This window comes from Shewanella vaxholmensis (assembly GCF_031932135.1).
In the GTDB taxonomy this organism is placed as follows: domain Bacteria; phylum Pseudomonadota; class Gammaproteobacteria; order Enterobacterales; family Shewanellaceae; genus Shewanella; species Shewanella hafniensis.
Genome location: NZ_JAUOEV010000012.1, coordinates 46951 through 66865, shown reverse-complemented (window position 1 = coordinate 66865; position 19915 = coordinate 46951). Strand labels below are relative to the sequence as shown.

General features: G+C 48.6%; 12 protein-coding genes. 6 read left to right on the top strand and 6 right to left on the bottom strand.

Going from position 1 to position 19915, the window contains the following annotated elements; all coding sequences use genetic code 11:
- Positions 1-34 precede the first annotated feature (34 nt).
- Positions 35-643 carry an FxsA family protein gene (locus Q4Q46_RS11960; RefSeq protein ID WP_311906038.1) on the bottom strand — a complete coding sequence of 203 codons (609 nt, stop codon included), beginning with the start codon at positions 641-643 and terminating at the stop codon, positions 35-37.
- A 251-nt stretch (positions 644-894) separates the two neighbouring features.
- Here Q4Q46_RS11960 and cutA point away from each other — a divergent pair, with 251 nt between their 5' ends.
- The 5 genes from cutA to Q4Q46_RS11935 all read left to right on the top strand — a co-directional run bounded on the left by cutA (position 895) and on the right by Q4Q46_RS11935 (position 7548).
- Positions 895-1218: a divalent-cation tolerance protein CutA gene (gene cutA / locus Q4Q46_RS11955; RefSeq protein ID WP_012088202.1), complete on the top strand. Its 324-nt coding sequence runs from the start codon at positions 895-897 to the stop codon at positions 1216-1218.
- Positions 1215-3074: a protein-disulfide reductase DsbD gene (locus Q4Q46_RS11950; RefSeq protein WP_311906037.1), complete on the top strand. Its 1860-nt coding sequence runs from the start codon at positions 1215-1217 to the stop codon at positions 3072-3074. The genes cutA and Q4Q46_RS11950 overlap by 4 nt, the downstream gene beginning before the upstream one ends.
- A gap of 181 nt (positions 3075-3255) precedes the next feature.
- Entirely contained in the window at positions 3256-4911 is a 1656-nt protein-coding gene (locus tag Q4Q46_RS11945; protein WP_311906036.1) for a cation:proton antiporter domain-containing protein, read from the top strand.
- Positions 4912-5206: 295 nt separating this feature from the next.
- On the top strand, positions 5207-6352 hold the full coding sequence (galK, locus tag Q4Q46_RS11940; protein WP_106649368.1) for a galactokinase: 1146 nt from the start codon (positions 5207-5209) through the stop codon (positions 6350-6352).
- 161 nt (positions 6353-6513) lie between these two features.
- Positions 6514-7548, top strand: coding sequence for an aldose epimerase family protein (locus Q4Q46_RS11935; protein ID WP_006083131.1), 1035 nt, complete (start codon positions 6514-6516; stop codon positions 7546-7548).
- Between the two features lie 169 nt (positions 7549-7717).
- Here Q4Q46_RS11935 and Q4Q46_RS11930 read toward each other — a convergent pair whose 3' ends face one another.
- Both Q4Q46_RS11930 and Q4Q46_RS11925 read right to left on the bottom strand, forming a co-directional pair.
- Entirely contained in the window at positions 7718-8122 is a 405-nt protein-coding gene (locus Q4Q46_RS11930) for a hypothetical protein (RefSeq protein ID WP_220591940.1), read from the bottom strand.
- Positions 8123-8618: 496 nt separating this feature from the next.
- Positions 8619-9620 (bottom strand): NAD(P)H-quinone oxidoreductase, encoded by a 1002-nt coding sequence (locus tag Q4Q46_RS11925; protein ID WP_311906035.1) that lies wholly within the window; start codon positions 9618-9620, stop codon positions 8619-8621.
- Positions 9621-10061: 441 nt separating this feature from the next.
- Here Q4Q46_RS11925 and Q4Q46_RS11920 point away from each other — a divergent pair, with 441 nt between their 5' ends.
- Entirely contained in the window at positions 10062-13187 is a 3126-nt protein-coding gene (locus Q4Q46_RS11920) for a M9 family metallopeptidase (RefSeq protein ID WP_311906034.1), read from the top strand.
- A gap of 166 nt (positions 13188-13353) precedes the next feature.
- Here Q4Q46_RS11920 and Q4Q46_RS11915 read toward each other — a convergent pair whose 3' ends face one another.
- From Q4Q46_RS11915 to Q4Q46_RS11905, 3 genes are all read right to left on the bottom strand, one after another.
- Positions 13354-15171 (bottom strand): SEL1-like repeat protein, encoded by a 1818-nt coding sequence (locus Q4Q46_RS11915; RefSeq protein ID WP_311906033.1) that lies wholly within the window; start codon positions 15169-15171, stop codon positions 13354-13356.
- A gap of 190 nt (positions 15172-15361) precedes the next feature.
- Positions 15362-18439, bottom strand: coding sequence for an efflux RND transporter permease subunit (locus Q4Q46_RS11910; protein WP_311906032.1), 3078 nt, complete (start codon positions 18437-18439; stop codon positions 15362-15364).
- Positions 18439-19659: an efflux RND transporter periplasmic adaptor subunit gene (locus tag Q4Q46_RS11905; protein WP_311900681.1), complete on the bottom strand. Its 1221-nt coding sequence runs from the start codon at positions 19657-19659 to the stop codon at positions 18439-18441. The genes Q4Q46_RS11910 and Q4Q46_RS11905 overlap by 1 nt, the downstream gene beginning before the upstream one ends.
- Positions 19660-19915: the final 256 nt, after the last annotated feature.

Here is a 19915-nt window from a genome sequence, read left to right as displayed (position 1 = left end):
AACGCGTAAATCAAATTAGCTAGACCATAACAGACTAAGGCTTAGGATCTCTATCCTGCGCGTTACCTTGTTCTTTATTCTGATCTTTATCAGGCAGCTGATGACTCGCGGGCTTGATATCACTTGGATCGACTTTATGTTCGAAGTCGCCCTCAAACACATTACCGTCTTTCTTCACGCTATCATCAAACGGCGCTTGGCCAAATGGGTCCTGCGGCTTAGGCCCAAAGGGACTTTGGCCCGCTTGAAAGCCGCCGTGCATTCCGCCCTGTAACCCCGCTACAACGCGCAACTGCATGCGCTTAAACAGCAAGGCAGCAATGGGACGACGGGTGAATGGCGTCAGCAATAACAGGCCAATGGCATCGGTCACAAAACCGGGGATCACCAGTAAAATACCCGCCATGGCTAACATCATGCCTTCGACGATTTCTTGCCCCGGCGCTTCACCGCGAGCAAGTTTTTGCTGTACTTGCATTAAGGTGCTTAAACCTTGGCTGCGAACCAAAGAGACCCCGAGCACGGCGGTAAACAGCACTAAACCTATGGTAGTCCAAGTGCCAAGCACTTCACCCACACGGATCAGCACCGACAGCTCTATTACTGGGATCAGCACAAAGAGTAAAAATATAATGAAAAACATACCGACCTCAGGTTTATCTGACTATCTGTGTAAACTAAATGGGGACTATCCGGTCTTAATTCAAGTCAGGCTAAGCATTGCGACAGACTAAGGGGCTAATAACCTCTGATTGAGCAACGGATTTAACAACTGATATTTAGCTCACCCTTTTGTTAACGCGCTAATGTATGAGACCATTAAAACACGTAAAGTAGCCTAACTCAGTTGGCTTAAGCGAACTTTAAGATTCTTAAGAGACGATACCTAATACCATGCAGCATCAGTATTTAATGGTTAGCACTACCTGCCCCGATGAAGTACAAGCCAATACCTTGGCTCGGGCTTTAGTTGAGTCGCGTATTGCCGCTTGTGTTCATATCTCCGCCCCGATACGTTCAATTTATGCTTGGGAAGGGAAAATCTGTGAAGAACAAGAATTTAGCTTACAGATTAAATGTTTACAAAGTCGATATTCAGAGTTAGAACAACTTGTGCTTAGACTCCACCCTTATCAAGTACCAGAAATTATTGCCGTGCCTGTGACCCACGGGCTACCAGCCTACTTAGATTGGATAAAAGACAACACTCAGCCATGAAAAAACTACTCAGCCTTATTTTCACGTCTTTATTGCTCCTCACGCCATTAGCGCACAGTGAAGGAGTTTTCGGTAACAAATTCGACTTCATGAAGAGTGAACCGGAATTGATGCCTGTCGATCAAGCCTTTGCCTTCGATTTCAAGCAAGAAGGTAATCAGGTCAAACTCAATTGGGTGATTGCCGACGGTTACTACATGTACCGCGACAAGCTTAAGTTTACTGTCAATGGCGCCGAGCTAGGCACAGTGGCGCTGCCCAAGGGCAAGCCCCATGAAGATGAGTATTTTGGCGAGCAAGAAGTCTATTACACCTATGTGGATATTCCCGTTGCACTGAAACAGGCCGATGAAAATGCCACGCTTACCGTCACTTTTATGGGCTGCGCCGAAGGCAAGTTGTGTTATCCACCGACCAAACGTGACGTGGTGCTAAAAGCGATTGCCGCCAACGATGGCTTAATCGCAGGTGCCGAAGCGAGCGAATCGACCGCCGCAGCAGAGCCTGCCAGCACTGAGTCAGCCAGCATTGAACCGAGCACGGCCGATAAAGCCAATACCCAACCTATTACTCAGCAAGATACCCTGAGCCAAATGCTGTCAAACGACAGCCTGATTTGGACCTTAGTGATCTTCTTTGGTCTAGGTGTCGGTCTGGCATTAACGCCCTGCGTGTTCCCTATGTACCCGATTTTGTCTGGCATTATTGTTGGCCAAGGGCAAAAACTCTCAACCGCGAAAGCCTTTACCTTGTCTATGGCCTACGTCCAAGGCATGGCAATCACTTACTCTATCTTAGGTTTAGTGGTCGCATCGGCAGGACTGAAATACCAAGCGGCATTGCAACATCCCGCCGTGTTAGTGGTTCTGGCGATTCTGTTCTTTGTGCTCAGCTTATCTATGTTTGGCCTGTACGATTTAAAACTGCCATCGAGCTGGCAGGAGAAGATGAACTCAGTATCGAACAACCAAAAAGGCGGCAACTTAGTTGGCGTATTCTTGATGGGCGTGATTTCAGGTCTGGTCGCATCACCTTGCACTACCGCGCCGCTATCGGGTGCGCTCGTTTATGTGGCGCAAACCGGCGACTTACTCCAAGGCTTCTTAGCCCTGTATGTGCTGAGTATGGGCATGGGTTTACCTCTGCTGATTATCGGCACCTCTGGCGGTAAATTATTACCCAGAGCAGGCGCTTGGATGGACATCATCAAAACCGTCTTCGGCTTCCTGTTGATCGCTGTGTCTATCGTAATGCTCGGTCGCATTTGGACGGGCGTGGTATCCGATGTGCTTTGGTCACTGTGGGGCGTGAGCTTCACCGGCTACTTGATGCATCAGAACAAACTCAGTCCCTTCAACTGGAAACAAACTGTCCGTTCAGTGCTATTAACTCTGACGCTACTGGCGAGTTTCTCCTATGGATTCCAAGCTGTGATGGGCCACTTAGGTTTTAATCACAATCCCGTAGGCACTGCGGCGACAACTGAAGAAGCCCATGGCTTTAAACGGATTAAATCCATTAAAGATCTTGAGCAAGAAATCGCCGCAGCAGCCGCCCAAGGTAAGCCTGTGATGCTAGATCTCTACGCCGATTGGTGTGTTGCCTGTAAAGAGTTCGAAGCCATCACCTTTAAGGATGCTGACGTGTTAGCCCGCATGAATAAAATCGTGCTACTGCAAGCAGATGTGACTAAGAGTGATAAGGTCGATGTGGCCTTACTCGAAAAATACAATGTGCTCGGTTTGCCTACCTTGTTGATGTTTAACGAACAAGGCGAGCAAAGGGAAGATTTACGTGTGACTGGTTTTATGGGCCCTAAAGATTTTGCCGCCCATTTAGATCATCTGGTGAAATAGTCACGGTTTAGACTTAGACCACTAAAGCAATTTCACTCGCGCAGGTTTTAACCGGCGAGTGTATTTGCCGCAACACCAATAAAAAGCGGACTTTTTTCATTAAAAGTCCGCTTTTTTGTTCCAGTGTCATAGATTTCTTATACAATCAGTCACTATTTTGGACTTTTTAGATTGGAGCATCATGGAACCCGGTATCCTCATTATCACACTCATCTGCGGCATGCTCGTCAGCCGTATAGGACTGCCACCGCTCATCGGCTACTTAGTGGCGGGCTTTGTACTATTCGTCCTAGGGATAGATAAAGAAAGCCTACCATTGCTGCAAGAACTCGCCAGCCTAGGCGTAACTTTGCTGTTGTTTGCGATTGGTTTAAAACTCGATATTCGCAGCCTGTTCAAGGCCGAAGTGTGGGCGGGTTCGAGTGTGCACTTAATACTCTCGATCGTGATTTTTGTACCGATTCTGAAACTCTTCGGCTTACTAGGTTTAAGCCAACTCACCAGTCTTAACCTTGAGCAACTGACGTTAATCGCCTTCGCGTTAAGCTTCTCCAGTACCGTATTTGCGGTCAAAGTGTTAGAAGATAAGGGCGACGTCCAATCCCTCTACGGCCGAGTCGCCATTGGTATCTTGATTATGCAGGATATCTTCGCCGTACTGTTTTTAACCATTTCTAAGGGCGATGTACCTTCGGTATGGGCCTTCGCATTACTCTTACTACCACTGGCTAAGCCGCTCATTTATAAAGCCTTCGACCGTGTTGGCCACGGTGAACTGTTAGTCCTTTTTGGTCTAGTAATGGCACTCGTGGTTGGCGCTTGGTTATTTGAGTCTGTTGGCTTAAAACCCGATCTCGGCGCACTGATTATCGGTATCTTGTTGGCGGGCCACAAAAAGTCCTCTGAGCTGGCAAAATCCCTGTTCTATTTTAAAGAACTTTTCCTCGTCGCCTTCTTCTTAACCATTGGGCTCAACGGCTTACCTACGGTATCGGATATCGTGCTCGCGGCGCTGTTAGTGCTGTTAGTGCCACTTAAAATCCTGCTGTTTGTCTACATTCTTACCCGCTTTAAGCTGCGTTCACGTACCTCTATGTTAGGCTCGTTCAACCTAGGTAACTTCAGTGAATTCGGTTTGATTGTCGCCGCCGTTGCCACCTATAAAGGCTGGTTACCTCCCGAGTGGCTAGTGATCATCGCCGTGGCATTAAGCTTTAGCTTTTTACTCGCCGCGCCGCTTAACGCTACCGTAGGTAACATCTATCAACGATTCCAACAGCGTTTAATCAAGCTTGAAAAACGCCCATTGCATCCAGAAGACAGACCGATCGCCATTGGCAATCCACGCTTCTTAATTTTAGGTATGGGCCGTATTGGTAGCGGCGCCTACGATGAACTCAGGGAGCAATTTGACGGCGAAATTCTCGGCATTGAGCACAAGCAAGACATAGTCGACTTACATAAAGCCAAGGGCCGCAACGTAGTACAAGGTGATGCCTCGGATACCGACTTTTGGGAGAAGCTCGACAGAGCACCGAATCTTGAATTAGTGCTGCTGGCCATGCCGCACCACGCGGGAAATATGTTTGCGGTTGAGCAACTTAAAAAACTGAATTATCAAGGCAAGATCAGCGCGATTGTGCAGTACAGTGACGACGCCGCGGCGCTTCGAGAATCCGGCGTACACAGTGTTTACAACCTGTACGAAGCCGCCGGTGCCGGTTTTGTGGATCATGTGATTTACGAGCTGTTGCAAGACTCAGAGAAAAACACCGCGCAAGCGGAAGAAACAGCGCAAGTGGCTGATCCTAAGATTAATGCAGAGTCCAATAGTTAAGTGCCTGCTAATGCTGCATTGAATTAAAATCACGCCATAATAGGCCGCACAAACAAGCAGTAACCTCTTCTGCAAGTTTGTGCGGCATCCAACTAACTACTGACTAATCTTTACAAATCAATCGACTAGATAACGCACTGAATACGCTATTTTGACTTCCTATTACAGTATCGATTTTCTCCTTACAACCTATCGCCATTTCAGCAAAAAATCTCAGTTACATCACCGACTCAGTCGTGATATAAATCGATGACGGTAACGAAATTAGCTCAGCTTTTTTGGAATTTTTTACAGCATGTCAAACCCTGCGCAGCGCGCCACAAAGTTATTTGTCCAAACCTTTGGCACTAAAGCCGACGATTTATATCAAGCCCCTGGGCGCGTCAATCTGATCGGTGAATACACGGATTACAACGACGGTTTTGTACTCCCCGCGGCCATTAATTTTCATACAGTGATTGCGGTAAAACGCCGTGACGACACTAAGTTTCGTGCCGTTGCCGATGCCTTCCCCGGACAAATTAAAGAGTGGACCTTCGGTCAAGAAAACGACATGGACCCGCAAGATGGCTGGGTGAATTACCTCAAAGGTTTTACTGCGGCTATGGCGCAAACGGGTTTATTAGCCAAGGGCTTAGACTTAGCCATTGTGGGCGATGTGCCACTTGCAGCAGGTTTATCCTCCTCGGGTGCCCTCGTTGTCGCCTTCGGCACTGCCATCAGTGATACCAGCCAACTGCATTTATCGCCAATGGCGGTAGCGCAACTCGCACAGCGCGGCGAGCACAGGTATGTTGAATCGGCCTGTGGCATCATGGATCAAATGTGCAGCGCTATGGGTGAGCAAGACCACGCACTACTGATTGACTGCTTAGATCTGGACAGTGAAGCCATTCCTATCCCAGAAAACCTAAGCCTTATCATCATAGATGCCCATATTGAGAAACAACGTTTAGCCGCCACCAATCAACAACGTCGCAATGAATGCGCCCAAGCGGCAGAATACTTTGGCTTAGATGCACTGCGTCACCTCGATTTACGTCGATTAGAAAGCGCAAAAGCCGATTTAGATGAAGTGTTATATCGCAGAGCGAAACACGTAGTCACAGAAAACCAAAGAACCCTAAGTGCTGCACGCGCGTTAGAGCAAAATAACATTGAAAAATTCAGCCGCTTAATGGCGGAATCCCATGTTTCACTGCGGGATGATTTTGAAGTGACACTGCCCGAATTTGATACTTTAGTTGAGATTGTCAGCCAAGTGATTGGCGAGCGTGGCGGTATCCGCATGACCGACGGCTGCGTGGTGGCTTTAGTCGATCATGAACTGACCGACGCTGTCGTTGCCGCTGTTGAACATGAATTTTTCGATAAAACCGCCATCGATGCCACTGTCTATTTATGTTCCGCCAGCGCTGGCGCGGGCCGCATAGACAATTAGCCAGAACGCGCTTAAAACAAAGAAAACCAATACAGTGACAACGCCGTCGATACCATACGAATTCATCGCTGAACTTTATAGTGTTGATGGCAAATAATAGGGTTAACATACTCATTTAACACAATTAAGCAGTGAGCATATTCAACACAGAGGGAAGCTAAATGGTACGTTTCAGTGTTTTGGATCCTTGGACCGATCCCCGTGGCGGCGAAATCGAACGGGTTCGGATCGACAATGGCATACTCGCATTAGAAGTCATCAGCTTAGGCGGAATTATCCGCGCTCTGTGGACCCCAGATAAACACGGCGAACGTGCCAATATCGTCCTTGGTTGCGACAGCGCCGAAGACTACCTGACCCAATCGGCTCACTTAGGCGCCATTGCTGGCCGTTTTGCAAATCGTATCGCTAACGGCAAAATGCACTATCAAGGCCAAGATTATCAACTTGATGTCAACCAAGCGACTAACTGTTTACACGGCGGCCGTGAAGGATTTAACCGTAAAAACTGGCACTTAGGCCAACTGCCCGATGGTGTGCGCTTGACCTTAATGAGTCCAGACGGCGACATGGGTTTCCCCGGTAATTGCACGGTTCAACTGGATTACCGCCTCGCAGGCAATAATCTCTATGTGGAGATCTTAGCCTCGGTGGATAAAGCCTGTCCCGTGAGCTTAACCCAGCACAGTTATTTCAACCTCGATGGTTCAGAGACCAATCACGAGCATTTGATGCAAATCGATGCCAAGCGTTATCTCACCATGAATGATGTCAGTGTTCCCACCGGGATTGCCGAGACTGCAGGATCGATTTTCGACTTGAGTCAGCCGATACGCTTAGGCGACAAACTGCATGCCGCAGAACTCGCAAGTACGCGCGGTTATGATCACTGTTATATGATGAATGACCCCGACGGTTCACTCGCCCGCTTTGGCTGTTTAAGCAGTCCAGTGAGTGGTCGCGCTATGACGGTTTATACCAATCAACCGAGCGTGCAGCTCTACTGCGCTAACTTTTTAGATGGCACTGTAGGTCGCAATCAACAGGTATTAAATCAACATCATGGCGTGTGTTTAGAGCCGCAGATGCTGCCAGACTCACCGAATCAAGGCGAGCGCTTTGGTGATGATGTTTGGTTAGTACCTGGCAAGGTTTATCACCACATCAGCCGATATCAGTTCGATGCCGATGCGTAACATTAGCTATAAATTAGCGGTATATTAGCGGGTAAATCGAGTCGCGATAAAATAGCGATGAATTGAGGTTAACACTCGGTTTCGCGGAAGGAAATAAAGCGATAAGGAATAAAATAAGCCCTATTTTATTCCTTACACTCACAGTGTTAGCCCTTAAGCCGACACTGTGTTAATCATCAAAATCATCGCCCCAATCATCGTCAAAATCCACGCCTACGGCATCGGATTCCACTTCTGGTTCAACTTCAGGCTTTGCCTTACGTACAGGCGCAGTTTCCTTCACGTTGTTTAGGTCAATACGAGCTTGATGCTTACTCATGAATTGAGCTCTAGCCGCCTTCCATGCACCACTAAACTTAGCCTCAGCAGCTTTTAACGCAGCCTCATCTAAGTCGTATAGGTTCACTTTGACTATATCTTCCACATACTCAATGATCGCATCGCGATCGGTATTGTATAGGTAGATACGTCCTGGGGAGGCATCGGGCAGCTGGTTGTCATGGACGACAATCGCGTTGCCTTTCGATGTTCTCAGCTCACCATACCAAACCTGTTTCTTTGCTGTGTTATACATATATGCTAATACCCTTAAATCAACACATACACTATGAGTTTTTTAGCCTGAATAAGCGAAGCATCGCTTGCTTTGATCCACGAATAGCGCCGGAAAGTCTCTGACGTTTTCAACTGGGTATTTTTACAGAATATTTCCGATAATCAATGCCTCATACCATGAAATTTTCACTAATTACGTATTAATTTCTGCCAAAGTACCCAAAAAGTTTAATCATTAACGACTTTAGTCTAAAAAATCGACGCGGCAAGTTTTATTCCCAATAAAAAAATCATATCGACTATGTTCGATGGGCTTAAACTTTGCGATTCGAAGTTGCCGTTCGAGGTTACTGCAAGGTTAAGCATCAGGTTTAACCATGACGATTTAACGACAGTCGCGCAAACGGCTATTTACCACTGCGTTACTCAGCCACACTTTTGTCAGAAAGATCGCAGACTGGCATCGAATGGCAGCGACCTAAACGATGCATCGCAGCCAAGCCAAGGTGCCTAATCTAAATAACAGTCAATACCACCTTGCCCCTGTGCTCACCCGACTCCATCAGTGCATGGGCTTTCGCGGCTTCGCCTAATGGAAAGGTCGCAAAAATATTCGGCACAATTTTATGGGCGTTTAACAGTGGCCAGACTTTCTCAAATAATTCGGCGGCAATCGCGGCTTTTGCCTCCACGCTTTGCGGTCTTAAGGTCGACCCTGTCCACATAATGCGTTTTGCCATCAAGCGGAAAATCTCGACTTCAGCCTTAGGCCCGCGCTGCATCGCCACCGACACCATACGACCGTCCATCGCCAAGGCTTGTAAATCGAGGTTAATAAAATCGCCACCCGCGATATCAAAGACCACGTTTACCCCCTTATCTTGGGTGAGCGCCATGACGGGCTCAACAAAGTTGTGGGTGCGATAGTTGATGACTTCAGCCGCCCCAAGGCTCAAGCAATAATCGCGCTTCTCATCTTGCCCAGTCGTCGCTATCACTGTTGAACCTAAAGCGCTGGCGAGTTGAATGGCCGTACTACCAATACCGCCCGAGCCGCCATGGATCAGTACCGTCTCGCCCGCTTTCAGTCCCGCACGCATAAACAGGTTGCCCCATACGGTGAAGAAGGTTTCTGACAGCGCAGCGGCCTGCACATAACTAAAGCCCGTTGGGATAGGCAAACAGTGGGCGGCATAGGTGAGCGCATACTCGCCATAACCCCCGCCCGGTACTAAGGCGCAAACCTTGTCGCCGATTTGCCATTGGCTCACGCCTTCACCTAGGGCGCAAATATCCCCCGCGACTTCAAGCCCAATAATAAGTGATGCACCCGGTGGCGGTGGATACGCGCCCACCCTTTGTTTGACATCGGGGCCATTCACTCCAGCTGCATGTACGCGGATCAACACTTGACCAGCGGCGGGGATAGGCAGAGGCGAGCGCGATAATTGCATCACCTCGGGGGCACCGGGTTGCTCAACATAGATATGGGTGTATTCGCTTGGTAAAGCTGACATAAAAGCTCCTTTGGAATGGCATCGACCTCATCGCAGATGGCTTAGCGGTTCGAGTGCTTACAGCGGAAAGTGCATCTAACCTTAATGCGGCTAAGCTAGCGCAAATTCAAGCCAAATAGCCACTCTTATTCCACAAGGTATTCAATCAAGTCTTTATAAGGTCTGGAGTCCAACAGACTCAGCTTCCGGTGCAAACCCATTTAGCAAAAGCTGAACCTAAGCTGAACAAAAAAGATGTATCGAGTAAATATTGAGGTAAATACTAGATATATTAAAAACTTACAGCCATCATTTAGACGCATTATTTGCTAGCTGCGATGTTTGTCGCGCTATTGTTATCACGCAAATAATCCAATGAGGTTTGATGCAAGCTTAGGTTCCACGCATCAAATAACGCCCAAGGAAGATCTGCTTTGCAGACTAGATAACTACGGATACACAATGAAAAACACACTGCTCTTCGCAGCTATTAGCTTAGCTTTTGCGACTCCCGCTCTCGCCCATGACACTCATACGAGTCACCCATTAGGCAGCAACACATCCGGCAATCCACAAGCGCAACTGGCACCACGACCACCCTCGGCGCCCATTAGCCAAATAGAATCCCATAGACCGCTACTGCGGGAGACGCCATTGATGGCATCCCCGAATGAGCCGACGCTTACAGAACTGACAGCGACAGAACCGCCTAAGATGCATTCACGCAAGAAGCGCGAAGTATCTGAGCAACCGCCACTTAAGTTACAGAGTCGCAGCGCCGCACTGCAGAGCAATGACTGCAGTGACTTTGTCGGTAAATCGGGCCAAGCCCTAGTGGATCAATTGAGCCAATCGACACCCGAATGCGTCGGTAAGCTCTATAGCCTCAAAGGCAGTAGCGCCACCGCGCTATTTAGCGAGGCCAATGTGATCAGTGTCGCCAACGCCATTGCTACTAAAGCCAAGGACTACACTGGGGTCGATGTTCAGCATCTTGAATCGCATATTTATTTTGTCCGCGCTGCCCTCTATGTGCAGTTTTACAGCCCAAATGATGTACCCGCTTACAGCAGCGCCGCTAAGGCCAGCTTAAAATCGGCCCTCAACGCTTTATTTGCCAACGCTGCGATTTGGACAGTCTCCGATGCTAATGCTGGCGTGTTGAAAGAAGCCTTAATCCTGATTGACTCAGCCGAGCTCGGCGCCGATTTTAATCATGTCACCATTAAAGTGCTAACCGACTACGATGCTAACTGGCAAGCCAGTTTCGCCATGAACGCCGCAGCCAACTCAGTGTTTACCACCTTATTCCGCGCCCAGTGGAATGAGGACATGCAGGCGCTATTCGCTCGTGACCAAGGCATTTTAGATGCGCTGAATAACTTCCAACTCGAACATCGTGACTTGTTAGGCACCAATGCAGAGTATCTGTTAGTCAACTCAGTCAAAGAGTTATCTAGACTGTATTATATTGATGCCATGCGCCCGCGAGTGACTCAGCTAGTTAAAAACATCCTCAGCAGCACCAGTAAAAGCGAACCGAGCAAAGTGCTTTGGTACGCGGCGGCAGAAATGGCCGACTATTACGATCGCAGCCATTGTAACGATTACAATATCTGTGGCTTTAAGGCGCAGCTAGAGGCCGATACCCTACCGTTCAACTGGAAATGCTCCGACAGTCTCAAGATCCGCGCCCAAGATCTCTATCAAGATCAAGCCAAGTGGGCCTGTGATGTGCTGACCAGCCAAGAAAGCTATTTCCACAGCAAACTTGAAACGGGCATGCAACCTGTAGGGCAAGATAACAACGATGATTTAGAGCTAGTGATATTTGGCAGCTCGTCTGAGTATAAATCCTTAGCCAACAGTATCTTTGGCATCAATACCGACAACGGCGGCATGTACCTTGAAGGCTCGCCCGCCGGACTCAAAAATCAGGCGCGTTTTATCGCCTATGAAGCCGAATGGCGCACGCCGGATTTCCATGTCTGGAACCTGCAACACGAATATGTGCACTACCTCGACGGGCGCTATAACCTGTTTGGTGACTTTAGTCGCGGCACTTCGGCCAATACTATTTGGTGGATTGAAGGCCTAGCGGAATATATTTCTTACCGTGACGCCAATACCGCGGCCATTGCCATGGGCGAAACCGGTGAGTTTATGTTGTCGACCATATTCAAAAACAACTATGAATCGGGCCAAGACCGTATCTACCGTTGGGGTTATCTGGCGGTGCGCTTTATGTTTGAGCATCACAGGGACGATGTAAGACAGATTCTCGCCTACCTACGTAACGACCAATACGCTGAATATCAAACCTTTATGGATGGTATCGGTACACGTTACGACAACGAGTGGCAAGGTTGGCTCGCCAGCGGCTTGAGCACGGCTGACGATGGCATTGTCGATAAAGGCCCAAGTGATGTCGATGCTGAGCCCAGTGGCCGAGAAGGTAACTGGACAGGACCTGCGGGCACTATCAGTAAGGATTACTCGCCTTGCCAAGTGACGAACGAAGCCTACCGTTACACTGAATCGGCCAGCCTGAAAATCGATGTGCCGATGGAATGTATTGATTCTAAACTCGGCCGCGCCAGTTTCAGCTTCACTAATACCGATCGCTCGGCCCAAGATCTTTGGATCAAGATTGGCGGCGGTTGGGGTGATGCCGACATTTATTTCAATTCTAAAGGTTGGGCAAGCCCAGAGCAAAACCAAGGCGCGGGGATCGGCAACGGTAACTATCAAGTCATTAAAGTGCAGTTAAACCCTGACGAATATTGGCATTACATTACCTTGTCGGGAGATTTTGGCGGCGTTGATATGCAAGTTAGCACCACTGAGCTGTTCGCTGATGTTGATCCCGATCTGGGAGATGGCGGCGTGGATCCTGAGCCACCAGCAAATTGCGGTGCAGTAACCTTAGACTATGGCCAGCTCACACTGGGCAAAAACGAGTGTATCAGTGGTGGACGCAACAGCTTCTACTTCTGGGTTGAGGAAGATAATACTCAGTTCACCGTCACCACTAAGGGCGGCGCTGGGGATGCCAATCTCTACTTCAATGCCAGTCAGTGGGCCGACGCCGAAAATGCCGATGCCAAGAGCACTCAAGTGGGTAATCAAGAGTCGCTAAGTTTTAGTGCCAATCGCGGCTGGCGTTATATCACAGTAGATACTGCCACTGAGTTTAGCGGCGTCACACTCACCCTCAATACAGGCGCGAGCAACACGCCTACGCCAGCTCTAATCGCTAATGCCTGCAAAACGCAATCGCCCTTGAGTCATGGTGAGCTGAGTTCAGGCAAAGCCATCTGCACCGCCGATGGCCGCAGCGATTACTATCTTTGGGTGCCAGAAGGTACGAGTCAGTTAAGCATCAACTCGGCCCATGGCAGTGGTGATGTGAGCCTGTTTTCGGGGACAACGTGGGCCAATGCTCAACACTTCGATGCAGCGTCTGTCACGCCTGCTAACACTCAAGAAAGTATCACAGTCGATGCACCAAGCCTGGGTTGGTATTACATCACAGTGCAGAGTGAACCCCAGAGTTCGGGTGTCGCACTGCAGGTTGATTTACGCTAGTTGGCTGTCGTTGTTTAAGCCAGAACGTTTAAATCTGCTTATTTAACTCTAGCCACTTAACACTAGAGGCTTAAATCAAGCAGCTGAATAAATAGCAAAATCCCTGCCATGGCAGGGATTTTTATTGGCTAAATGCTAACGAATACTCTTTTATATAAACATGAAGTTATAAGCGCATCTCTTCAAGCACTTGCACTCTGTCCTTGGCCTTTGCTTCATAGTCATTTGAAAATCGCTCTGCAATTTCAAGGCTCTGCTGATAAAGCGTTAACGCTGTTTTCGCATCGACCGCGCCGCCCTCGCCTTTATCTAATAAGGTTGCGAGTTGGAAGTATGCATTGCCTAAAATATCCTCCTGCAAACCTTGCTTGGCACCCAGCGTCGTCACTCTTGCTAACCAGTAGCGCGCATTAACCGCATCCCGATGGGTTTCCGATAACAAGATATTGGCAAATTCGGCTGCGGCATAGAGATCCCGCTCGGCGGCAATCTGCCAAAATTCCTCACCCGCAGCAAAATTATCCGCCAAATAGTAGTAATCGCTGGCCGCCGCATGGGCCAGTTCAGGCTTAGCCTTTACACTCAGACGATAATTTTCCAGCGCTGCGTTAGCATCAAAATACGGTGAATAGGGTAACAGTTGATAGAAAGCCATAAGGCTGCTTGCCTCTGGCAATCCTTGGTCAACTAATTGATTTAACTGCTGCCACGCTTGCGTTTCTCTGACCTTATCCTCACCCGTATTAACGAGGCCACGTTCGATGGCAGATAAAGGCAAATGGATTAACTCAAGCTTTGCCTCTTTGTCACCAAAACTCGCGGCGCGCCCGAGCCAATAGGTTTTTTCATCAATTCGCCCCGCGTAACCGGCTTGATCTAGCATCCAGTGCAAGGCTTCAATATCGCCCGCCTCTGCGGCTTCACGGTAATACTCTTGTGCCTTAGCCTCGTCCTTAGGTAAGACGTGGCCCAACTCATAGATACGCGCCAATAAGCGCTTATCTTCGGCCTTGGCACTTTGAGCTAAGGTCTTGATTTGTGATTCAGGTTTGCCATAGGCATACAGTTTTACTTCACTGTTGGCATAAGCATATTGAGTGCCGTCGGGATACTTCACCTCAACCGTATCGGGCTGATACCAGACATCGACCTCGTAATGCTCGGCAATCTGTGGATTAAAGTTCACCCGCATCACCGCCTCATCGCCACGCCGAACCGCTTGAGTATACGGGCTGGCCCACAGGCTAGAAGTGCGCTGCAGGCTACTCTTAAGCCGTGCCTCGAAGGGCTTGTCTTCCTCTGGATAATGAATAAAAACCGGATAGTAAACTGGCGCTAACGATAACGGCGTGGTCGCCAGCAGTGAGTTATCTGCCTCGCTGCCTGCATGAATAGGATCGATATTAAGCTCATGACTTAAATAAAAATCATCGTGGGATGACACTTGAGTCGGCAACGCCGTTTGGCTGGCAAGCTGAGCCACATCTACCGAAGTGCCCTGCAACTTGGCAAGGTAATCCCGTTGCAGCGTTTTAGCTCTCTGCCACAGCGGGTGGTTCGGCAGTATCGTCACATCGAGCATTAAATCCTCGAGATGCCACTGACAATCACCGCCACCATTTAAGGCTAAGGGCAGCGAAAACTCACTCGCTTCACTGCCGCTACTGATGACTTGTCTTAGCACTGAGGTTTCTTCGAGTGTCGCGCGGTAGGGATTAGCAAGATCGCCACTGGGAAAACGGATTTCCTTGCGGGTACAAATCGATGAGGTGTAATAACCGACCAGTTCTAATTGCGTATTGGCGGGCAACACACCGACAAATTCGAAACGCTGGCTGTCCGCCGGCGCCGTCACTTGATCGACTGGCAACTCACTGCGAAACAAGGACTCCCAAAAAGAGGCCATGACCGGAGAGGCAAACATCAGCCCAGCCGAACAAGCCAAATACAGGGGCGTCCTGTGAAAGCACTGTAACAAACTCATAATGCCAGCTCTCCATCGCTGATGAGGCAAATCCACTCGCACTAAAACACTCGCTTAAATACAAAAGATCATTAAGTTATCAAAAAAATAAGCCAACGCGCTTAGCTATTGGCTTAAATCATAACGTATTTATGGGCAAGTTGAACCCATGCAGTGGATCTAGGCTCGATCAACCCCAACCAACCTGCGACTAAACTTTAGCACTGCGCAGGCCAGCAAGCACATCCTTAGCTTTGAGTTCGGCCATAGCGACATAGGCCACAGGCACCACAAATAACGAGAAGAAGGTCCCCGCCAATAGGCCACCGACTAAGACTAAGCCTATGTTGGCTAACCCTAATGAACCAGGCCCAGAAGCCAGCGCTAAGGGAATGGCACTTAAAATCATGGTTAAAGAGGTCATTAAAATCGGCCTTAAGCGCGATTTAGCACTGCTGAGCGCCGCCTCAATAGCACTCAAGCCTTGGTCCTGTTGCTTATTGGCAAACTCCACCAGTAAGATGCCGTGTTTAGTCACGAGTCCCACTAAGGTTAATAACCCTATCTGCGAGTAGATATTCACGCTCTGGCCAAACAAAGCTAAGGTCAGCAGCGCGCCAACAATACACAGGGGCACAGTCAGTAAGATAATTAAGGGATCGACGAAGCTTTCAAACTGCGCGGCCAAAATCAAATAGATAAACACCAGTGCCAGCAAAAATAACGACTGAGTCCCCGCCTGCGAATCCATTAAATCTTTCACTACCCCATTGTATTTAAAGCCTTGGGCGTCATTGAGCAGCGTTGGCAGTTGCTCGTCTAAATAGGCTTTAATTTCATTGGTGGAATAACCGGGCATAATATCTGCCGTCAGCTCGGCGCTATCAAGGCCCATAAATGTCTTAATGTTCGACTCTGCCGTGGTCTGCTTAATCGACACAAACTGCGATAACGGCAATGCTTGCCCCGATTCTGAGGTGACGTACAGCTTATTCAATACTTTGAAATCACTGAGCTTATCTAAGTTTACTTGCACTTGAATGGGATAGGTAAAGCCATCGGTGGCATGTAAGTCCGCCGCCTTGACTGAGCCAAGGAAGGTAGAAAGCGCATTCGTCACATCGCCATAGCTGACGCCAGAGAGGATAATGGCGTTGCGATCGATAGACAGATCGTAGCGCAGCTGATCCCTCAGCACTGAGTTACCGACGTTGTTCAGCCCTGGATAATCCTCGAGTAACTTTTGCACTTTGGCGGCGGTGTTGTTCAGCTCATCCTTATTGCGATCTAAGGTCGTTAACTCTAAGCGCAGATTATTGGCAATACTGAGGTTATCCGCCGAGCGAATGCTAAAGGACATGTTATAGGCAGAAACGCTTTCCTTTGATTTAGTCATCAAGTCACTGATCACCTCATCTATGCCCTCGCTGCGCTCACCCCAAGGTTTAAGCAGTACATGGTTTACTGGCTCGCCCTCGATGTAAGACAAGTTCGCTCCAACGGCGGGATGCTCATCCATCACGTCATTAAGCTCAGCATTATGGTTCAGATGATACTGGCGACCCACACCCGTTGGGCCATTGGACGCCACATCAATAAAACCAGAATCTTCCGCGGGTAAAAGTATTTTCGGCAGCTGCCAGTAGGCTATGCCCGCAAGACCGACAAGCACCACTGCCGCGCCGAGCATTAAACGCTTACGACCGAACCACTTATCCAGCTCTTTGATATACAAATCATTTAACTGCTGCAGCGCATGCTCGACTCGCCTAAACCATTTAGGCTGCTGCTCAGTGGTATTGATAAGATAGGCGCTCATCATAGGCGACAAAGTCAACGCCACCACACCAGAGATCATCACGGCAGCGGCCAAGGTGAAGGAGAATTGCCGAAATAGATCGGCGGTTAAGCCCGACATGAGTCCTATCGGCAAATACACGGCCGCGAGCGTTAAGGTCATGGCAATGATAGGGAAAATGATTTCCTGACAGCCTTTAATCGCCGCGTTAAAAGGGGTTTCACCGTTTTCGATATGGCGATAGCAGTTTTCCACCACCACAATAGCGTCGTCCACCACCAGACCGATAGCCAAGATTATCGCCAGAATAGTGAGCACATTGATGCTAAAACCCAGCGCCGACATCACGGCAAACACCCCAATAACACACACGGGAATGGTAATGATCGGGATCGACGCCGCCCGCAGGCTACCTAAAAATAACACCACAATTAAGGAGACTAAGATCACCGCCTCAATCAGCGCGGAAAAACCTTCGTCGATGGAAGCCTCGATAAAATCGGCCTGATTGTAGGCCAAGGTCATTTCTAACCCTTGGGGCAAATGCTGCTGCATGCGCGCAATTTCGGCCTTAATGTTCGAGGCCACAGTCACAGGATTAGCATTACTCAAAGGTAAAATTTGCAGCGACATGGCACTATGTCCGCCAATGGACAACAGACTCGGCGACAGGCTTTCTTCGCCCATCACCACATCGGCGACATCGGCCACACGGATGATCTTGCCCTCGCTGACCTTGATCACTAAGTCCTTCACATCTTCGAGCGTTTCAACTTGATTCAAAGGGTTAATCGAGAAATCCCGTGACTTACCTTTAATCGCCCCCGAGGTGAAGCTGGCATTGTAAGAACCTAAGGTGCCCACCACATCGGCGGCTTTAATGTTGAGCGCCTTCATCTGCTCGGGGTTGAGCCAGACTCTAACCGCCTTTTGTGAGCCGCCATAGGGGCCCCACACGGCGCCAACGCCTTGCACTTGTTTGAGCTGCGGCACTAGCTGCTGGCTAATGTAGTCGTACATGGCCTGCTTTTCCATGCCACCCGCGTTCACAAAGGTAATGATATTACTGGCAGCATCGGTAGCCGAGGTATCATCGGTGACGGTCGGCTTATCTATCATGCTCTGGGGGAAATCGTTAATCCCTTCGACGCTGCTACGCAACTTATTCATTAAGTTGGTGTATTCGATATCGCTGGTATCGTCATTGAATTTAATGGTTAACGAGCAGCGACCTTCACTACAGTCGGTCGACATAGTATCGACCTTGTCTATGCCCGAAGCCGCCGCAATTAACTTATCGGCCACATTGCTCGACATAAAATCGGCGCTCGCCCCTGCAATCGATGCATTCACAGATGCCGAGTGGGTGGTGTGCTCAGGAAAATATTGGATATCGAGTTTTTGAAAGGCAATCAAGCCCAGTAACACAGCCATAATGCTAAGTACGGAGGCGAAGATAGGATGGCGAATACAGACTTCGGGTAAACGCATTATTCGGCCCCCTCAGTGCTGGGCTCAGCGCTTAGCGCTACGGCCGCACCAGAGTTAGCACTGGAGACAGTGGCTTTATCTGCCGCGCTTTTGTCCTGAATGACTTTGATCTTGCTATCGGCCTTGAGGTTTTGCATACCCGTTTTAACCACGAGATCGCCTTCGGCTAAACCTTCGGTTACAACCGCATAGCCATCATTAGTGTTTTGCGCGAGTTTAACCACTTGTTTTACGGCGCTATCGCCCCGCACTAACCAGACAAAGCGTTCGTCATTATTGGCGATAATTGAATTTTGCGGCACTAATAAGTGTTTAATATCATTGCTGTAGAATTGCTTAATATTGGCGAACATACCGGGCGCCAGTTTGAACTCAGGGTTATCGAGGGCGGCGTGTACCTCAACTCGTCCTGAACTTTCATCCACCGCAGGGGCCACATAGTTAACTAACCCATTGAACACCTTATTACCATAGGCTTCAACGGTGACATTCACCTTCTGGCCTTTTTGTGCCTTACCTAAATCCTTCTGGCTAATGGCATAACGGACTTCGACCGGATTTAAACTATAGAGGGTGACTAAGGCGGTACCTGCGCCAATTTGGCTGCCGATGGACTGGCTAAAGCTTGTTAGCTGACCGTCGAAGGGGGCTTTGATCAAGTAGTCGTTCATGGTTGCTTGTTTCTGACGAAAATCGGCATCAGCCAGATTCACATTTTCCCGCAGTTCATCCACATCTTGCTTGGAGAGTGCAAATGGCTCTTTGATTAACAGGTCTTCAATCCGTTCAAGCTTTGTTTTTGCCAGTGCTAAGGTGCTTTTGGCCTTGTCTAAATCTGCCTTGGCCTTAGTGTTATCTTGCTCGGCAATCACTTGACCCTTCGTCACTTTGTCGCCGTTACTAAAATGGATAGCACTGATTTTTTCACTGGCATTAAAGTTGAGGATCGCCGAGTCGATGGCGTTAATTTTACCGACTTCGTTGACCACATCGGCAAAGGCAGTTTCTTGAATGGCCTCAACCGTCACAGGGATAACGTCGATCTTATCCGCCGCTGATACAGCTATAGGGGTTAAGGTGAAAAGACTCGCCAGTAGAAACGTCAAAGGCGCGATTAAGGGCGCCTTTGGAAGATTGTGGGGCTGGCTTTTAAATGAAATATCGCATGCACTGCGTGCTCGTTTTGTCACTCTTTGTGTAAACATCGTTTGTATAAACATAGTATGCAAACCTATTGTTCTTACTATTCAACGGACATCCTATCCGACAACAGCAAACCGGATTGAACCCAAGACTAATACCCAGTCCTCCAAAGTGCTTATTCAGCAATTTGAGGTTATTTGGGTATACAGCCTATAGGCATAATCCCTGTCAGTGCCAGTAAAAATACTGTTACACATTCAAACAAAACAATGAGTTAACGAAAAACCTAATCGACAAAACTTAAATCACACAAAATCACACAAACCACAACAA

What these genes read in the sequence shown, in the direction of transcription:
- Q4Q46_RS11960 (WP_311906038.1), bottom strand. Translation starts at nt 643, where the DNA reads ATGTTTTTCATTATATTTTTACTCTTTGTGCTGATCCCAGTAATAGAG.
- cutA (WP_012088202.1), top strand. Translation starts at nt 895, where the DNA reads ATGCAGCATCAGTATTTAATGGTTAGCACTACCTGCCCCGATGAAGTA.
- Q4Q46_RS11950 (WP_311906037.1), top strand. Translation starts at nt 1,215, where the DNA reads ATGAAAAAACTACTCAGCCTTATTTTCACGTCTTTATTGCTCCTCACG.
- Q4Q46_RS11945 (WP_311906036.1), top strand. Translation starts at nt 3,256, where the DNA reads ATGGAACCCGGTATCCTCATTATCACACTCATCTGCGGCATGCTCGTC.
- galK (WP_106649368.1), top strand. Translation starts at nt 5,207, where the DNA reads ATGTCAAACCCTGCGCAGCGCGCCACAAAGTTATTTGTCCAAACCTTT.
- Q4Q46_RS11935 (WP_006083131.1), top strand. Translation starts at nt 6,514, where the DNA reads ATGGTACGTTTCAGTGTTTTGGATCCTTGGACCGATCCCCGTGGCGGC.
- Q4Q46_RS11930 (WP_220591940.1), bottom strand. Translation starts at nt 8,122, where the DNA reads ATGTATAACACAGCAAAGAAACAGGTTTGGTATGGTGAGCTGAGAACA.
- Q4Q46_RS11925 (WP_311906035.1), bottom strand. Translation starts at nt 9,620, where the DNA reads ATGTCAGCTTTACCAAGCGAATACACCCATATCTATGTTGAGCAACCC.
- Q4Q46_RS11920 (WP_311906034.1), top strand. Translation starts at nt 10,062, where the DNA reads ATGAAAAACACACTGCTCTTCGCAGCTATTAGCTTAGCTTTTGCGACT.
- Q4Q46_RS11915 (WP_311906033.1), bottom strand. Translation starts at nt 15,171, where the DNA reads ATGAGTTTGTTACAGTGCTTTCACAGGACGCCCCTGTATTTGGCTTGT.
- Q4Q46_RS11910 (WP_311906032.1), bottom strand. Translation starts at nt 18,439, where the DNA reads ATGCGTTTACCCGAAGTCTGTATTCGCCATCCTATCTTCGCCTCCGTA.
- Q4Q46_RS11905 (WP_311900681.1), bottom strand. Translation starts at nt 19,659, where the DNA reads ATGTTTATACAAACGATGTTTACACAAAGAGTGACAAAACGAGCACGC.